Consider the following 17,853-nt stretch of genomic DNA (forward strand, 5'->3'; position numbering starts at 1 on the left):
CGCAAAACTCCGCGTCATGGCCGAAGATATTAACCGCGGGAACGGAAAAGAGGATGCCGCCACACGCTTTTTCGACGGGATGGTGTATGAGGATCAAAATCTTGGCGGAGCGCGGATGAGGGTCGGGTGGTATTTCAACCGATTGCGCAGCATGGAGTTGGCCGAGATATTGCATCGGTTGGACGAGCAGCGCCGGAGGACCGTTTCGCGCCGCCGCGACAACGGCTGGCAGCGCTATGCGTCGCCGCAGTTGCACCCGGTGCTGCACGGATTGCGGAATGCTGTGCCGGCCGCTGCGACACCAGCCCAGCGGCAAGCTATCGAGGCGGCTGCGCAAAACACTCTTCGGGGCCAGTTTTCAGCACTTGGGCAGACCTGGCCACAGCGAGACCCCTATACTCTCTTTCCACCCGAGCTCTGGCGCCTTGATCCGGTGACCGGCCGGCTTTGGCCAGGCCCCAAGACCCATACTTTCGATATCGATTTTCGCCATGCCACCGGCCGTGGCGATGTAAAATATGTCTGGGAAATCAACCGGCTGCAGCAACTGCCGCCACTGGCTGCCCATCTGCTTCTCACCGGCGATGATCAATCCCGTGCGGCCATCGAGGCGGCGATCGAGAGCTGGCATTTCGCCAACCCACCATTTCGGGGCGTTGGCTGGGCCTCGGGCATCGAGGTCGCGCTACGAGCCATCAGCCTGATTGTCACGCTCGACCTCGTCGGCGACCGGCTTGGCGCGGCGACGCGAGAAAAAGTCGGTGAAATACTGGCGGCAAGCGCCTATTGGCTGCCGCGGTTTCCCTCCCGTTTTTCGTCCGCCAACAACCATCTCGTCGCGGAATTGGCTGGCGAATATTTGATCGGTCTGGCTTTCGGGGCCGAGGTGGCTCGCGAGTCGCTCCTGGCTGAGGTGCTCAAACAGATCCTGGCCGATGGCGCCGGGGCCGAGCAGACCCCGACCTACGCCGCCTTCAGTGCCGAACTTTTCCTGCTGTGCGCTGCGGCGGCGCGCCAGGCCGGACTGCCTTTTCCCCAGCCCGTCGAAGCGCGTTTGGCCGCTTTCGCCAATTTCGCAGGCTGGCTCCCGCCGAAAACCAGCGGCTTCGGCGACAATGATGAAGGCCGCGTGATCACGCTGGGGGGCGAAACCGATTATGTCGGATCGGTCGCGGCCGCCATCCGTGGTTTTCTACGGATGCCGGGCAGCGCACCGGAGCCTGGCGATTTTCGTGCGCTTTTCTTCGGCGCGCCACCGCGGCCGGCGCCGGTGCCGAATGGATTGCATACATTCACGCAAGGCGGGCTCTCCGTCTGGCGCGGCGAGATGAATGGTCGCAACGTCCATCTGACATACGACCACGGCCCGCTGGGCTACCTTTCGATAGCGGCGCACGGTCATGCCGACGCGCTGTCGCTCACCCTGTGCATTGACGGCGATCCGGTGCTGGTCGACCCCGGCACATGGCTCTATGGTTCGGGGGGAGGCTGGCGCGACTGGTTCCGCTCGACGCCGGCGCACAACACGCTGAACCTAGAGGGTAAAAGCCAAAGCATCATCTCCGGGGCGTTCAACTGGTCGCACAAGGCGGTTGCGACATTGGTGGAGAGCGAGCCGGGGCCGCACTGGAGGCTGTGTGCCCGACATGACGGGTACAAAGGCCGCTTCGGCGTTGTGCATCAACGCGCCGTGACACGCGATGGCGACGGCATCCTCGTGACCGACCAACTGCTCGGCGGCAGCCGCGTCGCTGAGATCGTCTTCCAACTCGCCGCCGACCTCCACGCCAACAGGGATGGAAACATTGTCACGATATTGCGCGGCGCTGAACCTTTGATGACTATCCACTTTCCAGACGCAGCGATCCACATCCGTTCCGGCGGCGACACACCGGGCCAGGGCGGCTGGGTTTCGCCGCGTTTTGGTGCAAGGCAGCCAGCCGAACGCCTCGCATGGCGTGGCCAAGTAGGCGAAAAGGGAGTAGTCATCCGGCTCGCGCCAAGTCCGCCGCAGACCCGATAACGGGCAGGTTGCAGGCGCAGCGTTCGACATTAATTACGTTCAGATATTTAGCGGTTTTGACACCGTTGATCTGCTAATTTGGCCATGATTGTTCTGCCAGTCGCATCCCGATACACAGTTGCGGGCAGCATATGATAGGCCTGGCAATATGTGCTTCGCGACGAGCCGGATCACCATTTCACCACCTAGGAGCCACTGCATCGATGTTTTCGGAATTCGCCAGAGTGATCGTGGAAAAACTCTCACACATCGATCTGCTGACACTCGGTCTCCTGTTGCTCACGGCGCTGGGGAGCGCGGTGGTCGCCTACTGGCGAACGGTCGAACAGAAATCCTTCCGGGACTTTTTCGACTTCGCCTTTCCCGCGGAAGTCATCATGCACCCATCGGCGCGAGCGGACGCATTGTTCTGGATCACGAAAAGGCTGGTGATGCCCTTCCTGCTCATTCCCGCCGGTGTCACCTTCGTTGCCGCCACGGGATATGCAACAAACCAGGCAGTCGGTTGGCTCTTCAGCATCTCGCAACCGCTGATACCCGGCCCCGCCGGCCCAGTGACGATCATCCTCTTCACCGCAACCATGCTCGTTGCTTACGATATCTCCTACTACCTATATCACGTTGCCCAGCACCGTTTCCCGTTCCTGTGGGAATTGCACAAGGTGCATCATTCGGCCGAAGTGATGGTTGGGATCACCAAGGACCGGGTTCACCCCCTGGACGATCTGATGAACCGGATCTGGGACGGCGTCATACCGGGGATCAGTTTCGGCTTGTGGAGCCTGATTGCGCTTGATCCGGTCGAGATCGCCATATTTGGCATCAACGTCTATGTCATTCGCAACATTCTCATGATGGACTTTGTTCGCCACACCCATCTGAAGATTTCCTTCGGCCGGTTGAACGGCGTCATCTTGTGTCCGCACTGGCACCAGGTGCATCACAGTGTCGACCCTCGCCACTACGACAAGAATTTCGGGCTGCTTTTTTCATTCTGGGATCGCATATTCGGAACGCAGTTCATCCCGGATCCGGACGAAGACCTCAAGTTTGGACTGATAGATCGCGACGTACGCGACTATCAGTCGCTTTTCGGACTTTACGTGCTGCCGCTCAAGAAAATGGCAAACCATATCATGCGACTTTTTCAAAAGCGCATCGATGTCGCGCAGCCGCAGGACCGTCTCCAACCATGAACAAAATGGCTTCGATTGACGCTGTTGGTGCGGAGCGACTGGAAATCGTCAGTTCGACGGATCGCCTGGCCGCCATCGAAGCCGAATGGGTAGACCTATGGCATCGTACCCATGCACTGATCTTTCAGAGCCATGCCTGGGTTTCGGCATGGTGGAGCACCGTGCGTGACCGCGACCGGCGCTCGCTGCGGATCGGCCTGGTATGGAGCGATGACAGGCTGGTCGCTGTCATTCCCCTGGCGATCGGCAGACGAAAAGGACTTCGGCTCCTCGAATGGGCCGCCAATAGCTATACGGACTATGGTGATATTCTTGTCGCGCCGGAATGCTCCCTATCGGCCCTCCAGAACCTCTGGAACCGGATCTGTTCGGCAGGTGGCTTCGATCTTGCTTTTATCAATCGTCTGTCTCCGGATGCGGCAGCCCGCAGGATTTTTACACCGGCCTCTTCCAGCGGCGTCAAGCTTCGCGCCAATCACCGGGAGGAAGTCAGTTATCGCGTCGCTGGACAGTGGGCCAGCGGAGCAGCGTGGCTGGCGGACCAGCCGAAAAAGATGCGCCAGAACTATCGGCGCGGCATCAAGATACTGGAAGAAACAGGCGAAGTGAAATTCCGCCTCCTGTCGGCCGACGAGCCGCTGCAGCCATTGCTGGAGCGACTATCGGCGCTGAAGCGCAGATGGCTGGAAAAGCACACGCGTGAATCCGACCTTTTCGAAGAGGGCGAGCCGGTTCTTGCCGCTCTGGTCGACGCGCTGTCACGCGCCGGTGTGCTGCGCATTTTCGTACTTGAATGCAATGGTGCGATGGTCGCGGTTTCCATCAACATCGTCCAGCACAACGTCATGATGGCATTCGTTACCACCTACGACCCTGATTTTAGCCGAGCGTCGCCGGGTGCGGTCCTGATTACGGAGTATATACAGTGGTCGTTTGATCACGGCTTGGGATTGGTCGATTTCCTCTGTGGCGGAGAGGCCTTCAAACATAGGTTTGCAACACAGGCCGTTACCCTCCAATCCGTTCTTGGGGCACGCACTGTGCAGGGCGCGCTCGCTTCTCTCGCTGATCGTATCTGTCAGACGATCCGCGTACGCTCACGCGGATTGGCGTCGGCGAATCCAGAGCGCCCGCCCGATGAGACTGCTTAATTTAGCTGGATAACTTGGGCATAAGCCGCCGAGCGTTGAGGGCTGGCGTGCGACATGGGCGCGCCATTCGAAAATCCGCGTCGATTGCGCCTCGGAATCGGGACCGAATGGGTCCGCAGGTGCAGACTTCAGCCAATTCCCGCAAATCACGTCTCTCGAGGCGCAGTTTGTCGTCTGCGAAGCGTTGCAACACGTTCGTTGGCGTCACAACGGTAGCAGGCTAGGTCCTGAAAATCATTGAAGATTTTTTCGGACAGGGCGCTACCATAGGTCGGCGTTTTTTCTATAATTTCAGTAGCTTAAGGTAGGCTGGTAGCGGGAGAGCGCTACCGCCTTTCCGCCCACTCGTCGAACTACCGGTTCCTGCTTAGGTGCTGCGGCTGAGCTGTGTCGCTGCAATCTCCCGCCAGACATGCGCGCCAGCATGACATATGATGAACGTGACAACCCAAGGAGTGTGAGCCGGAGTCGATGTCTGGACGCCCCGGGTTCGGAACTGCGCTGCGGATGGCCAACGCATGGAAAAGGAGTGCCTGTCAGTTCAGGGTTCTACCGTTCCCTGCCGCGCTGCCCAGTCGAACGGGTAAAGGCAATAGAAATAGCCGGTACGCTCGGTGGCGATGTATTTCAGGTGGGTGGCGTTTGGCAGCCAGACGATATCGCCGGGATTGCACTCATGGCGACCGTCGTCCAGTTCGATCGTCAAGGTGCCCTCGTGGATGAACAGCACCTCGTCGTAGGTCACGGTCCAGTCGATCGAGGCGTTCTCGAGATACTCGATGCCGCCGCCCATGGTCCGACTTATATCGGCATTGATGACGCGGGCAATCGAGGATGTGCCAGTCGGTGTGACCGACGGCTTCAGGGTCAATTCGCTGTGCTTGAAGATCTTGGCCTTGGACACCGTTTATCCTTTCCTTGCGCGGAGGTTGGCTTTCGAAGGGGTGACGCCGGACGGGGCCAGTCCCGCGAGCCATCTGGTCAAGAGGTCGGGTTTTCGGCCGGCATGTTCGAGATCGTCGCGCCGCCGCACCGCGCCACGAACGAAATGCGCGCCGACGAACCGGAATGGTTCGGATGGGAAGCCTCGCGTCACTGGGCGCACGAGCGCCGAATGGGTGAGCTCGGATTCGCCGCCGGTCAACAGGCCGGTCAGGATCTTGCCGCCGAGATAGGCCATCGTCGTGCCGTTGCCGGAGAAGCCGTAGCCGTAGACGATGTCGCGGTTGGCGGGCAGGGCGCCGAACAGTGGCACGCCGCTGACGGTCCGATCGATCGGGCCGTTCCATGATGTATCGAGCGGAAAGTCGGCGAGCGCCGGGTGACCATCCCGCAACGCGCGGCGCATGTCGGCGACCCGTGGCGATAGACCATGAAACCGCCTGTCGACGATGCCGCCGAGGCCGATGACGCCGCCACTGACGCCGACAGACAGCCGACCATCGCGCGTCGGCGACCAACCGCCGACGAAAACGCGGGAATCGATCATCAGCGGCGCGCGGCGGTAGCCGATCTTGTCGAGAAGGTCTGGAATGGGTTTTGACATGGCGTCGTCGCTGGAGATGTTGAAGATTGCCGGCGCCAGTTCTCGAATGGCGCCGGACCATGCATTCATGGCAAGCACAATCTTGCCGCAGGACACAGTGCCTCTCCCCGTCTCCACCTTGAGCGTGCCGTCGCGCGAAAACCGCGTCATCGGCGACTTTTCATAGATGCGCACGCCGCGTGTTAGTGCTGCCCGGCGCAGGCCGCGCACGAGGAAACCGGGATGCACGGTTGCCGACGACGCATCGAACGCGCCGCCGAGGTGGCTCGTCGTGCCGGCTATCGCTGCGATCTCGTCGCGCGAAACTCGTCGCGCCGGCACGTAGCCATGCGCCGCCAGCTTGTTCAACGCGTCGTCCCAGGCGCCAAGCTGGGCTTCGCACGTCGCACCCCAGATCCAGCCGATGCGATCAAACCAGCTGTCTATTCCCTCGGCCTTGCAGAAAGCCTCGATGCCGCCGATTGCGGCTTCGGATGCCTTGATGATCGAAAGTGCATCGTTTCCGTCGCGCAGCGCGGCGAGCGCGCTGTATTTCGTCCATGCCGAGAGCACCATGCCGGAGTTGCGGCCGCTCGGGCCACCGCCGCAAATGTCGCGCTCGACGATGACAACATCGAAGGCGGGATTGTGCTCCTTGAGGCGTATAGCGGTCCACAGGCCCAGATAGCCGCCGCCGACGATGCAGATGTCAGCCTGCGTCGCCTCTTCGAGCGGAGGCGCAAGGTCTGGGTCCTCGGGCAGGGCCTGCCGCAGCCAATGGCTTCGCCAGACGATGTCCTTTTCCGTCAGTTGCATCACGATGCGCCTCTGGCTGATAGGCGGCGCTCCACGAGCCTGACCCAAAGGCTCGCGCCAATCGGCAGGATTGCGTCGTTGAAATCGTAGTTGGTGTCGTGAGCCGCGGCCTGGTGCGCATCGTCGGCCTGGCCGAGCAGGAAATAGCAGCCGGGCCGCTGTTCCAGCATGTAGCAGAAATCTTCAGAACCCATCTCGGGAGGCGGATCGATGACGAGACTTGCCGGTCCCATCACCTCGTTCACAATCGCGATCATCGCGTCGGCTTGCGCCGCAGTGTTTATCGTCGGTGCGAAGGGCGTTTCGTAGCGGAGGTCGACGCCGGCGCCAAAAGCTTCAGCTTCGTTTTTCGCGATGCGGCGGATTGCCGTCTCCAGCGCCTTTTGAACCTGGTGGTCGAAGGTGCGCACGGTGCCGGTCAGAAACGCCGTATCGGGGATGGTGTTGAAGGCTTCGCCTGCGCGCAGGCTGCCAACGGTGACGATTGCGGGAGAATGCACATCGGTGACGCGGCCGGGCAGGGCTTCGATTGCCAGCAGGATGCGCGCGGCGATGGGGAGTGGATTGATCGCCAGATGCGGCATCGCCGCATGGCCGCCCCTTCCGTGGACGACGATCTCGAAGCGATCGGCCCCCGCGGCCACCGTTCCGCGGTGGACGGCGATCTCGCCGAGCGGCCGTTCGCAATTGTGCAGCGCGTAGACTTCATCGCAGGGGAAACGCTCGAAAAGGCCCTCGTTCAGCATGGCAAGCGCCCCACCTCGACCCTCCTCGGCCGGCTGGAAGATGAAATGCACCGTGCCGGCGAAGTCGGGCGAGCGAACAAGCGCCGAGGCTGCGCCGAGCAGCATAGTGGTATGGCCGTCATGGCCGCAGCCATGCATCCGCCCGGGGGTGCGGGACGCATGCGCCAGCGGCCGTGCCTCAGTCATCGGCAGGGCATCCATGTCGGCGCGGATGCCAAGGCTGCGACCAGCGCCAAGCCTGCCCCTGAGCGTGCCGACGACACCTGTGCGTCCGACGCCTTCGGTCGTCTCGATGCCCCACGCGCGCAGTTTGTCCGCCACGAAACGGGCCGTCTCGAACTCTTCGAAACCGAGCTCGGGATTGGCATGGAGATGCCGCCGCCACGCCGTCATCTCGGTCTCGAGTTGCTGCACCGGCGGAACCAGTTTCATGCCGATGCCTTTGCGCGGAGAGCTTGCGAGCGGCTCTGCAGGATAGCGATGAGCCCAAGCAGGATCGCCGAGAAAGCCATCAGCAGCACGGCGACAGCCGCGATGGCAGGGCTGATGGACTCGCGCACCCCGGAGAATATCATGCGGGGCAAGGTTCGCTCCGCGCCCGTCGAGAGGAAGCTTGCGACGACGACTTCGTCGAAAGAAATGATGAAGGCGATGATGGCCCCTGTAACGACGCCCGGCGCTATCAGCGGCAGCACCACCTTGAAGAAGGTGCGCATGGCGCCGGCGCCCAGCGATGCCGCCGCACGAACCAACGTCCGGTCGAAGGTCGAAAGACTGGCGACGACGGTGGTTAGCATCACAGGCACGGCCATCGCCGTGTGCACCAGAATGATCGATAGCTTGTTGCCAACGAGTCCCAGCGTGGCGAAGAATGAAAAGGCCGCGACGCCGACGATGACGACCGGCGTCACCAAAGGCGCGGCGATGATCGCGTAGAGGATCCGTTTCCCGGCAAAATCACCCCAGGCGAGCCCGATCGCCGCAGGTATTCCGAGCAGCAAAGCCAGAACCGTGGTGGATAGCCCGATGACGACCGAGTTCCACAGCGCGTTCGGCCAGCGCTCGTCGATCCACAGTTCGGCATACCAGCGCAACGACCAGCCCGGCGTCGGAAATGCCAGCGAATTGCTCGAGGTCAGCGACATGGGGACCACGATCAGCAGGGGCAGGATCATGAAAGCCAGCAACGTCGCCGCATAGGCATACATCAGCCCTTTCCGGAAGCGGTCGGCGCTCATGCGACATGCGCCTTGCTGCGGAAGAGGACGGATGCCGTCCAGAACAGGAACGCAAACAATACGAGGATCATCAGCAGTTGCAGGGAAAGCGCTGCGCCCATGCCCCAGTTCAGCGTGCTGTTGGTGTAGAAGGCTATGTAGCTGGAGATCATCTGGTCTGTCGGCCCGCCGACAAGCGTCGGGGTGATGTAATAGCCGAGCGCGAAGACAAAAACGATCGCCCCGCCGGACAGGATCCCGGGCAGGATCAACGGCAACTGGACGCGGCGCCACGCCGTGAGCCACGGCGCCCCCAACGACAGCGCCGCGCGCATGTAGGTGGTCGGAACCCGCCGCATGACGGCGACGACGGAGAGGACCATCATGGGCAGCAGAACCTGAACCATCGCCAGATACAGCGAAAAGCGGGTGTAGATGAGGTCGAGGGGTTCGCTGACGATACCCAATCCGAGCAGTGTGGAATTCACGGGACCGTTCTTCTGCAGCACGATGATCCAGATGACGGTGCGCACCAGCAGCGATGTCCAGAGCGGAAACAGGATCAGCGCGAACATCAGCTTCGACCAGGCAGGCGGCGCGCTGACGATCGCCTGCGCCAGCGGCACGGCGAGCACCGCGCAGATGACCGTCACCACGATGCTGATCCAGATCGTACGCAGCAGCGCGTCGACGAAGATGGCGCGGTCGGCCGAAACGGCTTCGATCGAATTGTCCGCGCCGCGCTTCAGGTCGAGGCTCGCAAGCAGATAATAGTCCGTTCGCGCGCTTTGCTGACGCGCTATGACCTGCCAGAGATCGATGTTTTTCCAGCCGGCCTGTTTGGCGAGCACCTCGTCGCGCACGGGGCGCATGCCGAGCTTGCCGTCGGCCGCATCCTTTGCCGTCTTGATGACGAGGAAACGGCTACCGACAACGCGCTGGTTCACGAGTTGCGCCAGGACGCCTTCCTTCCCGGCGCGCCGCGCGTCGGCCAGGTCCTCGACGAGTGCTGCAAAGACGGGTTCGCCAGGCAGGCCGCTCTCTGCTTTCCAGCCGGCAAGAGCGGCAATGGTGCGCGGCAGGTTGTTCGAGAAATCCGAGTTGTCGACGGCCAGAGCGAGGAAGCGCGCCACCGGCCACAGAAACAGAATGACGACGAATAATATAAGCGGAGCCGTCAACAGGGCGAGCATGCCGCCCCGTTGGCGTCGCTTCATAGCCGGTTTTGTCCCGACCAACATGCCCAAGTTACTTCGCGAGCCAGGCCTTGAAGCGTTCTTCCAACGCTTCCTTGTGCTCGGTCCAGAAGTCGTTGTCATAGGCGGCGCCGTACTGGAGGTGCTCCGGCGACGTCGGCAGGTTGGCCTTCCAGTCCGCGGGAATGAGGTCGGCGGCTTCCTTGCGGCCGGTGCCATAGGCATAGAGCTTGGAGAAGCCGGCCTGGTTTTCAGGGATGGAGAACCACTTGAGGAGATCCAGCCCGCCTTGCTGGTGCGGTGCGCCCTTCACCACGGCCCAGTAGTCGGTGCCGTAGAAGAAGCCGGCGTCCCACGCGATGGCGTAGGGCTTCTTCTCGTTGATGGCTTCGTTGGTGATGCGTGCATTGAACGCGTCGCTGAGCGTCACTTCGCCGCTGTCGAGGTTCTGGATGCCCTGCGTCGTGGTGGACCACCAGACGACGTTCGGCTTGATCTTGTCGAGCATGGCGAAAGCCCGGTCGACACCTTCCGGCGTGGCCAACACCTTGTACATGTCCTCGCGTTTCACGCCGTCGGCCATGAGCGCGTTTTCCAGCGTGAACTGCGCTTGCTGGTAGAGGCCGCGCTTTCCTGGAAATTTCTCGACGTTCCAGAAGTCCGCCCAACTCTTTGGCGCGGCGTCGCCCTTATAGACATCGGTGTTGTAGGCAAGAACCGTTGCCCATGTGTCGGACGCGACACCGCATTCATGCAGGGTGCCTGGGAGATAATTCGCCGCGTCGCCGGTGATCTCGGGCGTCAGCGGGACGAACAGGCCTTCGGCGCAGCCGACCTCCATGGCGGGCGCTTCCACCGAGACGACGTCGTAGGTAATGTTGCCCGCCTGCACTTGGGCACGCACCTTGGCGACCTCGCCGCCCCACTCTTCCATGATGATCGGGACGCCCGTCTTTTCGGTATACTTGTCCCAGACTCCATCCTTGTAGGCCTTGTCCCATGTACCACCCCAGCCGACCACCGTGACGGGATCGGCCGCGGACGCGGCAAAAGTCGAGGTCGCGAGGCAGATAGCGGCGGCAGATACGGCTTGCAGATAAGTCCTCATCGCAGTTCCCCTTTCTTATCGTTGCGGATTTGATCAAATTTCAAACGCAAAATGGATTGATTAGCAACAGGAATTTGCGATAGGGTGCAAAAAAGTTAAAAAGACAAGGGGATTTGATCGAATGCTGCAAGGCACTAGAGACGTGCGCGCCAATGTCAGTCTCGCTGCTGTTCTGGACGAGGCGCGACAGTGTTTCGCTGACGCCAACCCAAACAGCCTGGCGCGTCAGAACGAGGCCGCGGCATCGTTGCCGGGCGGCAATACGAGGGCTGTACTTTGGTACCCGCCATTCCCTGTTTCGTTCGTCTCCGGCGAGGGCTGCAGGGTGACCGATCTGGACGGCCATACCTATGTCGACCTGGTCTCGGAATACAGCGCCGGCTTCTACGGCCACTCCGACAAGGCGATTTCGGCGGCCCTTGTGGACGTCATACAGGGCGGCATCATGCTGGGTGCACCCAACCGCTACGAGGCGCGCCTGGCAGCGGCGGTGGTCGAGCGTTTTCCAGCCATCGAGCGCGTGCGCTTCTGCAACTCGGGCACCGAGGCGAACATCATGGCGATTTCCGCCGCTCGCGCCATCACGAAGCGTTCGAAGATACTCGCCTTCCGGGAAGGCTATCACGGCGGCGTACTGACTTTTGCGCATGGCGGCTCACCGCTCAATTTGCCTTTCCCCTTTGTTTTCGCCGACTACAACGATAGTGCAGGCGCCGTGGCGCTCATCAAGGAACAGGGCGACGAGCTTGCCGCCGTCATCGTCGAACCGATGATGGGCGGCGGCGGCTGCATCCCGGCGACACGCGAGTTCCTGCAGGCGCTGCGCACAGCGACGAAGGAGACCGGCGCGCTGCTGATCTTCGACGAGGTCATGACCTCGCGCCTCGACTATCGAGCGCTCCATGGTGCGCATGAAATTTTTCCCGATTTCGTGACGCTCGGAAAGTACATCGGCGGCGGTGCGAGTTTTGGCGCATTCGGTGGACGCGCCGACCTCGTCGACCGCTTCGATCCGGCTTTGCCTGGTGCGTTCTCGCATGGCGGGACGTTCAACAACAATATTCTCAGCATGGCTGCTGGTTTCACCGGTCTGACGCAGGTGCTGACGCAAGAGGCGAGCCGCGCCATCAATGCGCGCGGCGATCGCTTGCGTGAAGCGATGAACGTCTCCCTTGAACGACATGGCGTCGAGGGCATCGTCATAGGGCGCGGGTCGTTGATGAACCTGCATTTCGTCAGGGGGCCGGTGGACAAGCCGGCGCGGCTCGACGATGCCGATCCATCGGTGATTGCGCTGTGGCATATCGAGATGCTGTTGCGAGGGTACTACGTGACGCCGCGCGGCATGCTGGCGTTGTCACTGCCATTTGGCGACGCCGAACTCGACGGCTTCGCCGCCGCATTCGACGATTTCCTGTCGAGCAACCTCAAAATACTGCCCCGCCGGACAAACTGATGCTCGATCGCAAGGATGCCACCGCCGGCTCGGCCGCGCAAAAGACAGCTCATGTTCGTGTCCATACGGGCTTGAAGGAAGCACTGATGAACGGTGACTTCCTGCCCGGCCAAAGACTGGTCGTGCGACAGCTTGCCGAACAGTACCGGACCAGCGCCATGCCGGTGCGCGAGGCCTTGCGGCAACTCGTCAGCGACGAGGCGATGTTCGACCACCCAAACCGGGGCGTCATCGTCCCCGAGGCCACGGTGGCGCGTATTTCGGATCTCGTGCGTGTGCGCTGCAGCGTCGAAGGGACCGCGGCCGAATGGGCTGCGACGACCATCACGCCCGAAGAACTCGATGAATTGGCGAAGCTGAACAGCCTGATGCGCGAGTGCGTCGAGAGCAACGTCATGGCTAACTATCTCGGCCTGAACAGGCGGTTCCATTTCACGATGTACCATGCCGCGCGGTCACCTCTCATCCAGCAGATCATCGAGAAATTGTGGCTGCAGGCAGGACCGTTTTTGAACATCGTCCGCTCGGACGTGACCTACGGCCTGGGCCTGGACCATCACGACGAAATGCTCGCGGCGCTGCGTCGCGCCGATGGCGCGGCTGCGCGCAAGGCCTTGGTGGCCGATCTGCGCGAGGCCGCCGACATCATTCTTCGCGCCGCGGCGGCGGCTGAGGCGCAGCCTGCTCGAAAGCGCTCGACTTCGGTGCGCCGTGATCCGAAGGCGCAGGCTCGGTGATGGGCGGATCTCCGCGTGGGCCGGTTCACGTCGAGTTTCGCGGCGTCAGCAAGCGCTACGGGCATGCGGTCCAAGCGGTGCGCCAGCTCGACCTGGAAATCATGCGCGGCGAATTCCTGACGCTGCTAGGCCCTTCCGGGTCCGGCAAGACGACGGCGTTGATGATGCTGGCAGGATTCGAAGATACGACCGAGGGCGAAATTCTCATTGACGGTCAGCGCATCGACAACGTTCCCGCCAATCGTCGCGGCATCGGCATGGTGTTCCAGAACTACGCGCTTTTCCCGCACATGACGGTCGCCGAAAATCTGGCTTTCCCGCTCGAGGTCCGCAAACTTGGCCGCGAGGAGGTCAGGCGACGTGTCGGGAACGTTCTCGACATGGTCCAGTTGCCCGAATTCGGCAATCGGCGGCCAGCGCAGCTTTCGGGCGGGCAGCAACAACGCGTGGCGGTTGCCCGGGCCCTGATTTTCGAACCAAATCTTGTCTTGATGGACGAACCGCTTGGCGCCCTCGACAAGCAGCTGCGCGAGCAGATGCAGTTCGAGATCAAGGATATTCACGCCCGGCTGGGCGTGACCTTCGTCTACGTCACGCACGACCAGACTGAAGCGCTGACCATGTCGGACCGGATCGCAGTGTTCAGCGCCGGCCGCATCGAGCAACTGTCGACGCCGCGCGAACTGTACGAGCGTCCCGCGGCGAGCTTTGTCGCAAGTTTCATCGGCGAGAGCAACCGCATGTTGGGTGCCGTGCTGGCCGGGAGCGAGGATGGCGGCGTATCCGTCCGCCTCGACGACGGCGACGTTGTGTTGAACGCCATGTCCTGCGGTGCTGCGCTTTCTGCGGGTGTCAGGGTGACGCTGTCGATAAGGCCCGAGCGCCTGTCCGTTCTGCAGGACGGCGTCACGGCGCTCAACGAGATTCCGGCGACGGTCGTTCAATCAATCTACGTCGGCGATCATGTCCGGCTCGTCGCCGCGACCGCGAGCGGCCAGAAATTCATCGTCAAGCTAGCCACTTCATCGTCTCAGCCGAAGCTCGATCCAGGTACGGCGATCCGGCTGGGCTGTGGTCGTGAGGATTGCCTCGCGCTCGATAGATAACAACAAAAGGCAGACAAGGGAGACTCTAACCATGAAGAAATCGCCGAAAGTCGTCATCACCTGTGCGGTCACCGGCTCGATCCACACGCCGACGATGAGCCCGCATCTGCCCATAACGCCGTCAGAGATCGTCGATGCCGCCGTCGGCGCAGCCGAAGCTGGCGCCTCGGTGATCCATCTGCATGCCCGCGACCCCGAGACGGGCAAACCGACCCCCGATCCCAAGCTCTTCATGGACTTCCTGCCGCGCATCAAGCAGCAAACCAACGCGGTGATGAACATTTCTACCGGCGGCGGCCTCAAGATGACGCTCGACGAACGTCTCGAAGCCGCTCATGCCGCCAAGCCCGAACTCTGCTCGCTCAACATGGGGTCGATGAATTTTGCCTTGCACCACATCGCGCCAAAATACACCGAATGGAAGTTCGACTGGGAAAAGCCTTATCTCGAGGACACCAAGAACGGCATCGTCTCCAACACGTTCCAGCAGATCGAGCGCATCATCGTCGAGGTCGGCCAGGCCTATGGGACGAAGTTCGAGTTCGAGTGCTATGATGTCAGTCACCTCTACACGCTGGCGCACTTTCTCGACCGCAAGCTGCTGAAGCCACCGCTTTTCGTCCAGACGATCTTCGGACTTCTAGGTGGAATCGGCTCTGACCCCGAAGACATGATGCATATGCGCAGCACGGCGGAGCGACTGTTCGGAGACGACTATCTCTGGTCGATCCTTGCAGCCGGCAAGCATCAGATGAACCTTTGCACGATGGGAGCGATCATGGGCGGCAATGTGCGGGTTGGGCTGGAAGACAGTCTCTATGTCGGCAAGGGCGCGCTTGCCAAGAGCAATGCCGAGCAGGTCGCCAAGATCAAGCGAATCCTTGGCGAACTCTCGCTTGAAATAGCGACGCCCGAAGAGGCGCGGCAGCTGCTGGATCTCAAGGGTGGCAACGAGGTCGGGTTTTGACCGCGCCCGGCATTGAAACCTATGTCGGCGTCGTGCACCCTTGGATGTGCGACGCGATGGGCCATCTCAACGTTCGTCACTACGTCGCCATGTTCGATGATGCCAGCTTTCAACTGCTGGGCAGGATTGCCGCTCCCAATCTAACGCCGACTCTCGGCTGGGCGGACGTCAGGATGGAGATCGACTATGCGCACGAAACCGCGGTTGGAACCTTGGTCACCATTCGCTCGGTTGTCGAAAAGGTTGGGAAGTCGTCTCTGACCTATCTGCATGAAATGCGCGGCACGCTGGACGATGTGCTGCATGCACGCATGCGCACCGTAACGGTGCGCTTCGATCTTCAAGCGCGGAGCAAGATCGAGATCGAAGGCAAGGCCCGACAAGCGAGCGCAAATCTCCCGAGGGGTGAAGCCGATGCGCATGCGTGGTCAGAGCGCAGATCATGAACCTGTTTCTGAAGCTGCGCGATGATTTCGGAATGTCATGTCTTCTCATTGCGCACGATCTGGCCATCGTTCGCCAGGCCGCACAGCGCGTCTACGTGATGTATCTCGGCCGCGTCATGGAAGAAGGTGAGAGCGGCGCGCTCTATAGCCAGCCCGCACATCCGTATACACAGGCGCTGCTCAGCGCGGTCCCGTCGACAAATCCAGTTGAGGAGCGCGAACGTCAGCGGATCATTCTAAAGGGAGATGTGCCAAGCCCTGTGAATCCGCCGACCGGATGCCGTTTTCGTACGCGCTGCCCTGCCGTGCAAAGTGTTTGTGAGACATCGCCTCCGGTCAACAGCTTGTCGGAATCGAATCTCGCAAGTTGTCATTTCGCTGGTCGGATCAAAGCGGGTATCCTGCAGGAATACGACGTGAGACAAGTCGGATAAACCGGCGTGGGAGACGGAGAGGCCCAGGTTCTCCAATATTGATGCGTACTCGCGGCGCCGAATACGGCTTGGGGATCTCCATGCCAGTAGCCGGAGACCGGATTCCTCTGGTCGGCACAGTCGCAACGTTGCGTCGGCGCGATCGGTGCTTCAGTCGGCATTCAGCGGTACATGCATCGGCTACTTGGGTTTCTCCTCAAGCTTTTCATCCCCGAAAGAATTGCCTCCCAGGTGCGGCTCGATATCCGAAGCTTGACGATTCTATCCCACATTCGCCTCACGTCCGCACCCTCAACGCCTGCTCCAGCCTGTCGGCAATCTGTGTGACGATATAGGCAATCACCATGTAGATCACGACGGCAATCACGAAGGCTTCGAGGTAGTAGTAGTTCAGGGCGGCGGTCAGCTGGGACTGGGCGAAGATATCGACGACCTCGATGGCGAATCCGAGAGAAAGCGCCTTCATGATGACCATCATCGAAGTCGTCAGGTCGGGAATTGCCGTGAGGGCCACCTGGGGAAACAGGATACGTCGAAACAGTTGGCCGCCCGTATAGCCGAGCGAATGGGCCGCGTCCGACTGACCGGTGTCGAATGCATTCAGGGCTCCCTTGATAATCTCGGATTGGAACGCGGCGACACAGCCGGTAATCGCAACGACAAGAATGACCCAATTGGGGGTTTCGTGAGCGTTGAAGTTGATCCCGAGCAACGAGAACAGGAACTGGAATGCGGGCGGCAGACCGAAATAGGCGAGGAAAATCACGATGACCATTGGAACGCCCTTGAAGACGATCTTGTAAGTCATGATGAGCTCTCGCAGAACCGGCACCCGTCTGTATTCGATCAGCGCGAATATGCTGCCGACTATCGTCGACAGGACGAAAATCAAGAGTGCTATTCCAACGGTCACGGGTACGGCACTCAGAATTTCCTGCGTGTCCTGGAGCAAAATATCGGTATCAAACATGGTTGAATACCCTTACGTCAGACGCTCGCGAGGAGCTCGTTCTTGATCTGAGTTGTTGTCGTTGCCTCTGGCGCTTGCATCGGTGATCGAAGCTCGAAGAAGCGCACGATGAGCCATGCGACCAGGCACATCAGCGAATAGATGACCGCCAGGACGAGGTAGGTTTCGAACTGGAACTGGTTGTAGTCGCGCTCCATGATCAAATGCGCAGTCGCCATGACGTCGGCGGCGCCGATGTACATGACCAGCGCAACGTTATGGATCAGGTAGATGACGGAGTTCCCGTAGCCCGGTAGTGCGAAGTGCACCCCTTGCGGGCCGACGACGCGAGTAATTTTCTGCCGGAACGTATATCCAAGGCTATCGGCCGCATCGTGCTGGCCGCGATCGACGGCAAGATATGCAGGCCGCATGACTTCCGACAGATATCCTCCATGGTAGAGGCTCAACCCCACCATGGCAGCCATCGTCGGCGAAATAAAATCTTTGGCGCCGAACAGGATCACCAACAGCGGAAGCCCATAAAACGCGACGAACAGCTGCAGGACGACAGGAACGCTCCGGGCATAGGACACGTAGAGGTCCACCAGGTGACTGATCAGTGGCACCCTGCGAACACGGAGTGTTGTCGCGATGAGAGCCAGACAGAACCCGGAAATGAGGGCCGTAAACGTGATGGCGAGCGTCAGCGGCAGTGCCGTTAGCAACTCGGGAATCATAGCAGATACATCCACTTTGAAACGCTCCTTCTTGCAATTC

The 17,853-nt window shown here is 60.8% G+C and carries 17 protein-coding genes; 9 read left to right on the forward strand and 8 right to left on the reverse strand.

Annotated features, from left to right (window positions below):
- Window positions 1-16: 16 nt before the first annotated feature.
- From NKI37_RS04140 to NKI37_RS04150, 3 genes are all read left to right on the forward strand, one after another.
- Window positions 17-2,023 (forward strand): heparinase II/III family protein, encoded by a 2,007-nt coding sequence (locus NKI37_RS04140; RefSeq protein ID WP_023671805.1) that lies wholly within the window; start codon window positions 17-19, stop codon window positions 2,021-2,023.
- A gap of 203 nt (window positions 2,024-2,226) precedes the next feature.
- Window positions 2,227-3,219 (forward strand): sterol desaturase family protein, encoded by a 993-nt coding sequence (locus NKI37_RS04145; RefSeq protein WP_023686296.1) that lies wholly within the window; start codon window positions 2,227-2,229, stop codon window positions 3,217-3,219.
- Window positions 3,216-4,370 (forward strand): GNAT family N-acetyltransferase, encoded by a 1,155-nt coding sequence (locus NKI37_RS04150; protein WP_023747195.1) that lies wholly within the window; start codon window positions 3,216-3,218, stop codon window positions 4,368-4,370. Before NKI37_RS04145 ends, NKI37_RS04150 begins: the two co-directional genes overlap by 4 nt.
- 541 nt (window positions 4,371-4,911) lie before the next feature.
- Here the strand turns inward: NKI37_RS04150 and NKI37_RS04155 are convergent.
- Genes NKI37_RS04155 through NKI37_RS04180 form a run of 6 tightly spaced genes read right to left on the reverse strand, consistent with a single transcriptional unit; the run spans window position 4,912 to window position 10,978 of the window.
- Window positions 4,912-5,274 (reverse strand): EutQ-related cupin domain-containing protein, encoded by a 363-nt coding sequence (locus NKI37_RS04155; protein ID WP_023671808.1) that lies wholly within the window; start codon window positions 5,272-5,274, stop codon window positions 4,912-4,914.
- A gap of 3 nt (window positions 5,275-5,277) precedes the next feature.
- Window positions 5,278-6,711 (reverse strand): NAD(P)/FAD-dependent oxidoreductase, encoded by a 1,434-nt coding sequence (locus NKI37_RS04160; RefSeq protein WP_023713985.1) that lies wholly within the window; start codon window positions 6,709-6,711, stop codon window positions 5,278-5,280.
- On the reverse strand, window positions 6,711-7,889 hold the full coding sequence (locus tag NKI37_RS04165; RefSeq protein ID WP_023713984.1) for a M20 aminoacylase family protein: 1,179 nt from the start codon (window positions 7,887-7,889) through the stop codon (window positions 6,711-6,713). Before NKI37_RS04165 ends, NKI37_RS04160 begins: the two co-directional genes overlap by 1 nt.
- Window positions 7,886-8,695: an ABC transporter permease gene (locus NKI37_RS04170; protein ID WP_050588874.1), complete on the reverse strand. Its 810-nt coding sequence runs from the start codon at window positions 8,693-8,695 to the stop codon at window positions 7,886-7,888. The genes NKI37_RS04165 and NKI37_RS04170 overlap by 4 nt, the downstream gene beginning before the upstream one ends.
- Window positions 8,692-9,891, reverse strand: a complete 1,200-nt coding sequence (locus tag NKI37_RS04175; protein ID WP_023686279.1) for an ABC transporter permease — start codon at window positions 9,889-9,891, stop codon at window positions 8,692-8,694. Before NKI37_RS04175 ends, NKI37_RS04170 begins: the two co-directional genes overlap by 4 nt.
- Window positions 9,892-9,922: 31 nt before the next feature.
- On the reverse strand, window positions 9,923-10,978 hold the full coding sequence (locus NKI37_RS04180) for an ABC transporter substrate-binding protein (protein WP_023696855.1): 1,056 nt from the start codon (window positions 10,976-10,978) through the stop codon (window positions 9,923-9,925).
- 121 nt (window positions 10,979-11,099) lie between these two features.
- Here NKI37_RS04180 and NKI37_RS04185 point away from each other — a divergent pair, with 121 nt between their 5' ends.
- The 6 genes from NKI37_RS04185 (at window position 11,100) to NKI37_RS04210 (ending at window position 16,124) form a co-directional block, all read left to right on the forward strand.
- Window positions 11,100-12,434, forward strand: a complete 1,335-nt coding sequence (locus NKI37_RS04185) for an aspartate aminotransferase family protein (protein WP_023713980.1) — start codon at window positions 11,100-11,102, stop codon at window positions 12,432-12,434.
- Window positions 12,434-13,171 (forward strand): GntR family transcriptional regulator, encoded by a 738-nt coding sequence (locus NKI37_RS04190; RefSeq protein WP_023713979.1) that lies wholly within the window; start codon window positions 12,434-12,436, stop codon window positions 13,169-13,171. Before NKI37_RS04185 ends, NKI37_RS04190 begins: the two co-directional genes overlap by 1 nt.
- 77 nt (window positions 13,172-13,248) lie before the next feature.
- Complete coding sequence (locus tag NKI37_RS04195; protein WP_023713978.1) at window positions 13,249-14,277, forward strand: ABC transporter ATP-binding protein; 1,029 nt, start codon at window positions 13,249-13,251, stop codon at window positions 14,275-14,277.
- A 31-nt stretch (window positions 14,278-14,308) separates the two neighbouring features.
- Window positions 14,309-15,244 (forward strand): 3,5-dioxohexanoate:acetyl-CoA acetone transferase, encoded by a 936-nt coding sequence (gene kce / locus NKI37_RS04200; RefSeq protein WP_352789521.1) that lies wholly within the window; start codon window positions 14,309-14,311, stop codon window positions 15,242-15,244.
- The gene (locus tag NKI37_RS04205; protein WP_023669863.1) at window positions 15,241-15,690 is read left to right on the forward strand and encodes an acyl-CoA thioesterase; all 450 of its coding nucleotides are present in this window, start codon (window positions 15,241-15,243) and stop codon (window positions 15,688-15,690) included. The genes kce and NKI37_RS04205 overlap by 4 nt, the downstream gene beginning before the upstream one ends.
- Window positions 15,687-16,124, forward strand: coding sequence for an oligopeptide/dipeptide ABC transporter ATP-binding protein (locus NKI37_RS04210; RefSeq protein ID WP_050592897.1), 438 nt, complete (start codon window positions 15,687-15,689; stop codon window positions 16,122-16,124). The genes NKI37_RS04205 and NKI37_RS04210 overlap by 4 nt, the downstream gene beginning before the upstream one ends.
- 277 nt (window positions 16,125-16,401) lie before the next feature.
- Here NKI37_RS04210 and NKI37_RS04215 read toward each other — a convergent pair whose 3' ends face one another.
- Both NKI37_RS04215 and NKI37_RS04220 read right to left on the reverse strand, forming a co-directional pair.
- Window positions 16,402-17,094: an amino acid ABC transporter permease gene (locus NKI37_RS04215; protein WP_352789518.1), complete on the reverse strand. Its 693-nt coding sequence runs from the start codon at window positions 17,092-17,094 to the stop codon at window positions 16,402-16,404.
- A 17-nt stretch (window positions 17,095-17,111) separates the two neighbouring features.
- Entirely contained in the window at window positions 17,112-17,828 is a 717-nt protein-coding gene (locus NKI37_RS04220) for an amino acid ABC transporter permease (protein ID WP_023669866.1), read from the reverse strand.
- Window positions 17,829-17,853 lie beyond the last annotated feature (25 nt).

Origin of the sequence: Mesorhizobium sp. M0626 (assembly GCF_040320665.1) — a bacterium.
GTDB lineage: Bacteria > Pseudomonadota > Alphaproteobacteria > Rhizobiales > Rhizobiaceae > Mesorhizobium.

Coding starts and splice junctions, on each gene's coding strand:
- NKI37_RS04140 (WP_023671805.1), top strand. CDS start 17: ATGGCCGAAGATATTAACCGCGGGAACGGAAAAGAGGATGCCGCCACA.
- NKI37_RS04145 (WP_023686296.1), top strand. CDS start 2,227: ATGTTTTCGGAATTCGCCAGAGTGATCGTGGAAAAACTCTCACACATC.
- NKI37_RS04150 (WP_023747195.1), top strand. CDS start 3,216: ATGAACAAAATGGCTTCGATTGACGCTGTTGGTGCGGAGCGACTGGAA.
- NKI37_RS04160 (WP_023713985.1), bottom strand. CDS start 6,711: ATGCAACTGACGGAAAAGGACATCGTCTGGCGAAGCCATTGGCTGCGG.
- NKI37_RS04165 (WP_023713984.1), bottom strand. CDS start 7,889: ATGAAACTGGTTCCGCCGGTGCAGCAACTCGAGACCGAGATGACGGCG.
- NKI37_RS04170 (WP_050588874.1), bottom strand. CDS start 8,695: ATGAGCGCCGACCGCTTCCGGAAAGGGCTGATGTATGCCTATGCGGCG.
- NKI37_RS04175 (WP_023686279.1), bottom strand. CDS start 9,891: ATGAAGCGACGCCAACGGGGCGGCATGCTCGCCCTGTTGACGGCTCCG.
- NKI37_RS04180 (WP_023696855.1), bottom strand. CDS start 10,978: ATGAGGACTTATCTGCAAGCCGTATCTGCCGCCGCTATCTGCCTCGCG.
- NKI37_RS04185 (WP_023713980.1), top strand. CDS start 11,100: ATGCTGCAAGGCACTAGAGACGTGCGCGCCAATGTCAGTCTCGCTGCT.
- NKI37_RS04190 (WP_023713979.1), top strand. CDS start 12,434: ATGCTCGATCGCAAGGATGCCACCGCCGGCTCGGCCGCGCAAAAGACA.
- kce (WP_352789521.1), top strand. CDS start 14,309: ATGAAGAAATCGCCGAAAGTCGTCATCACCTGTGCGGTCACCGGCTCG.
- NKI37_RS04210 (WP_050592897.1), top strand. CDS start 15,687: ATGAACCTGTTTCTGAAGCTGCGCGATGATTTCGGAATGTCATGTCTT.
- NKI37_RS04215 (WP_352789518.1), bottom strand. CDS start 17,094: ATGTTTGATACCGATATTTTGCTCCAGGACACGCAGGAAATTCTGAGT.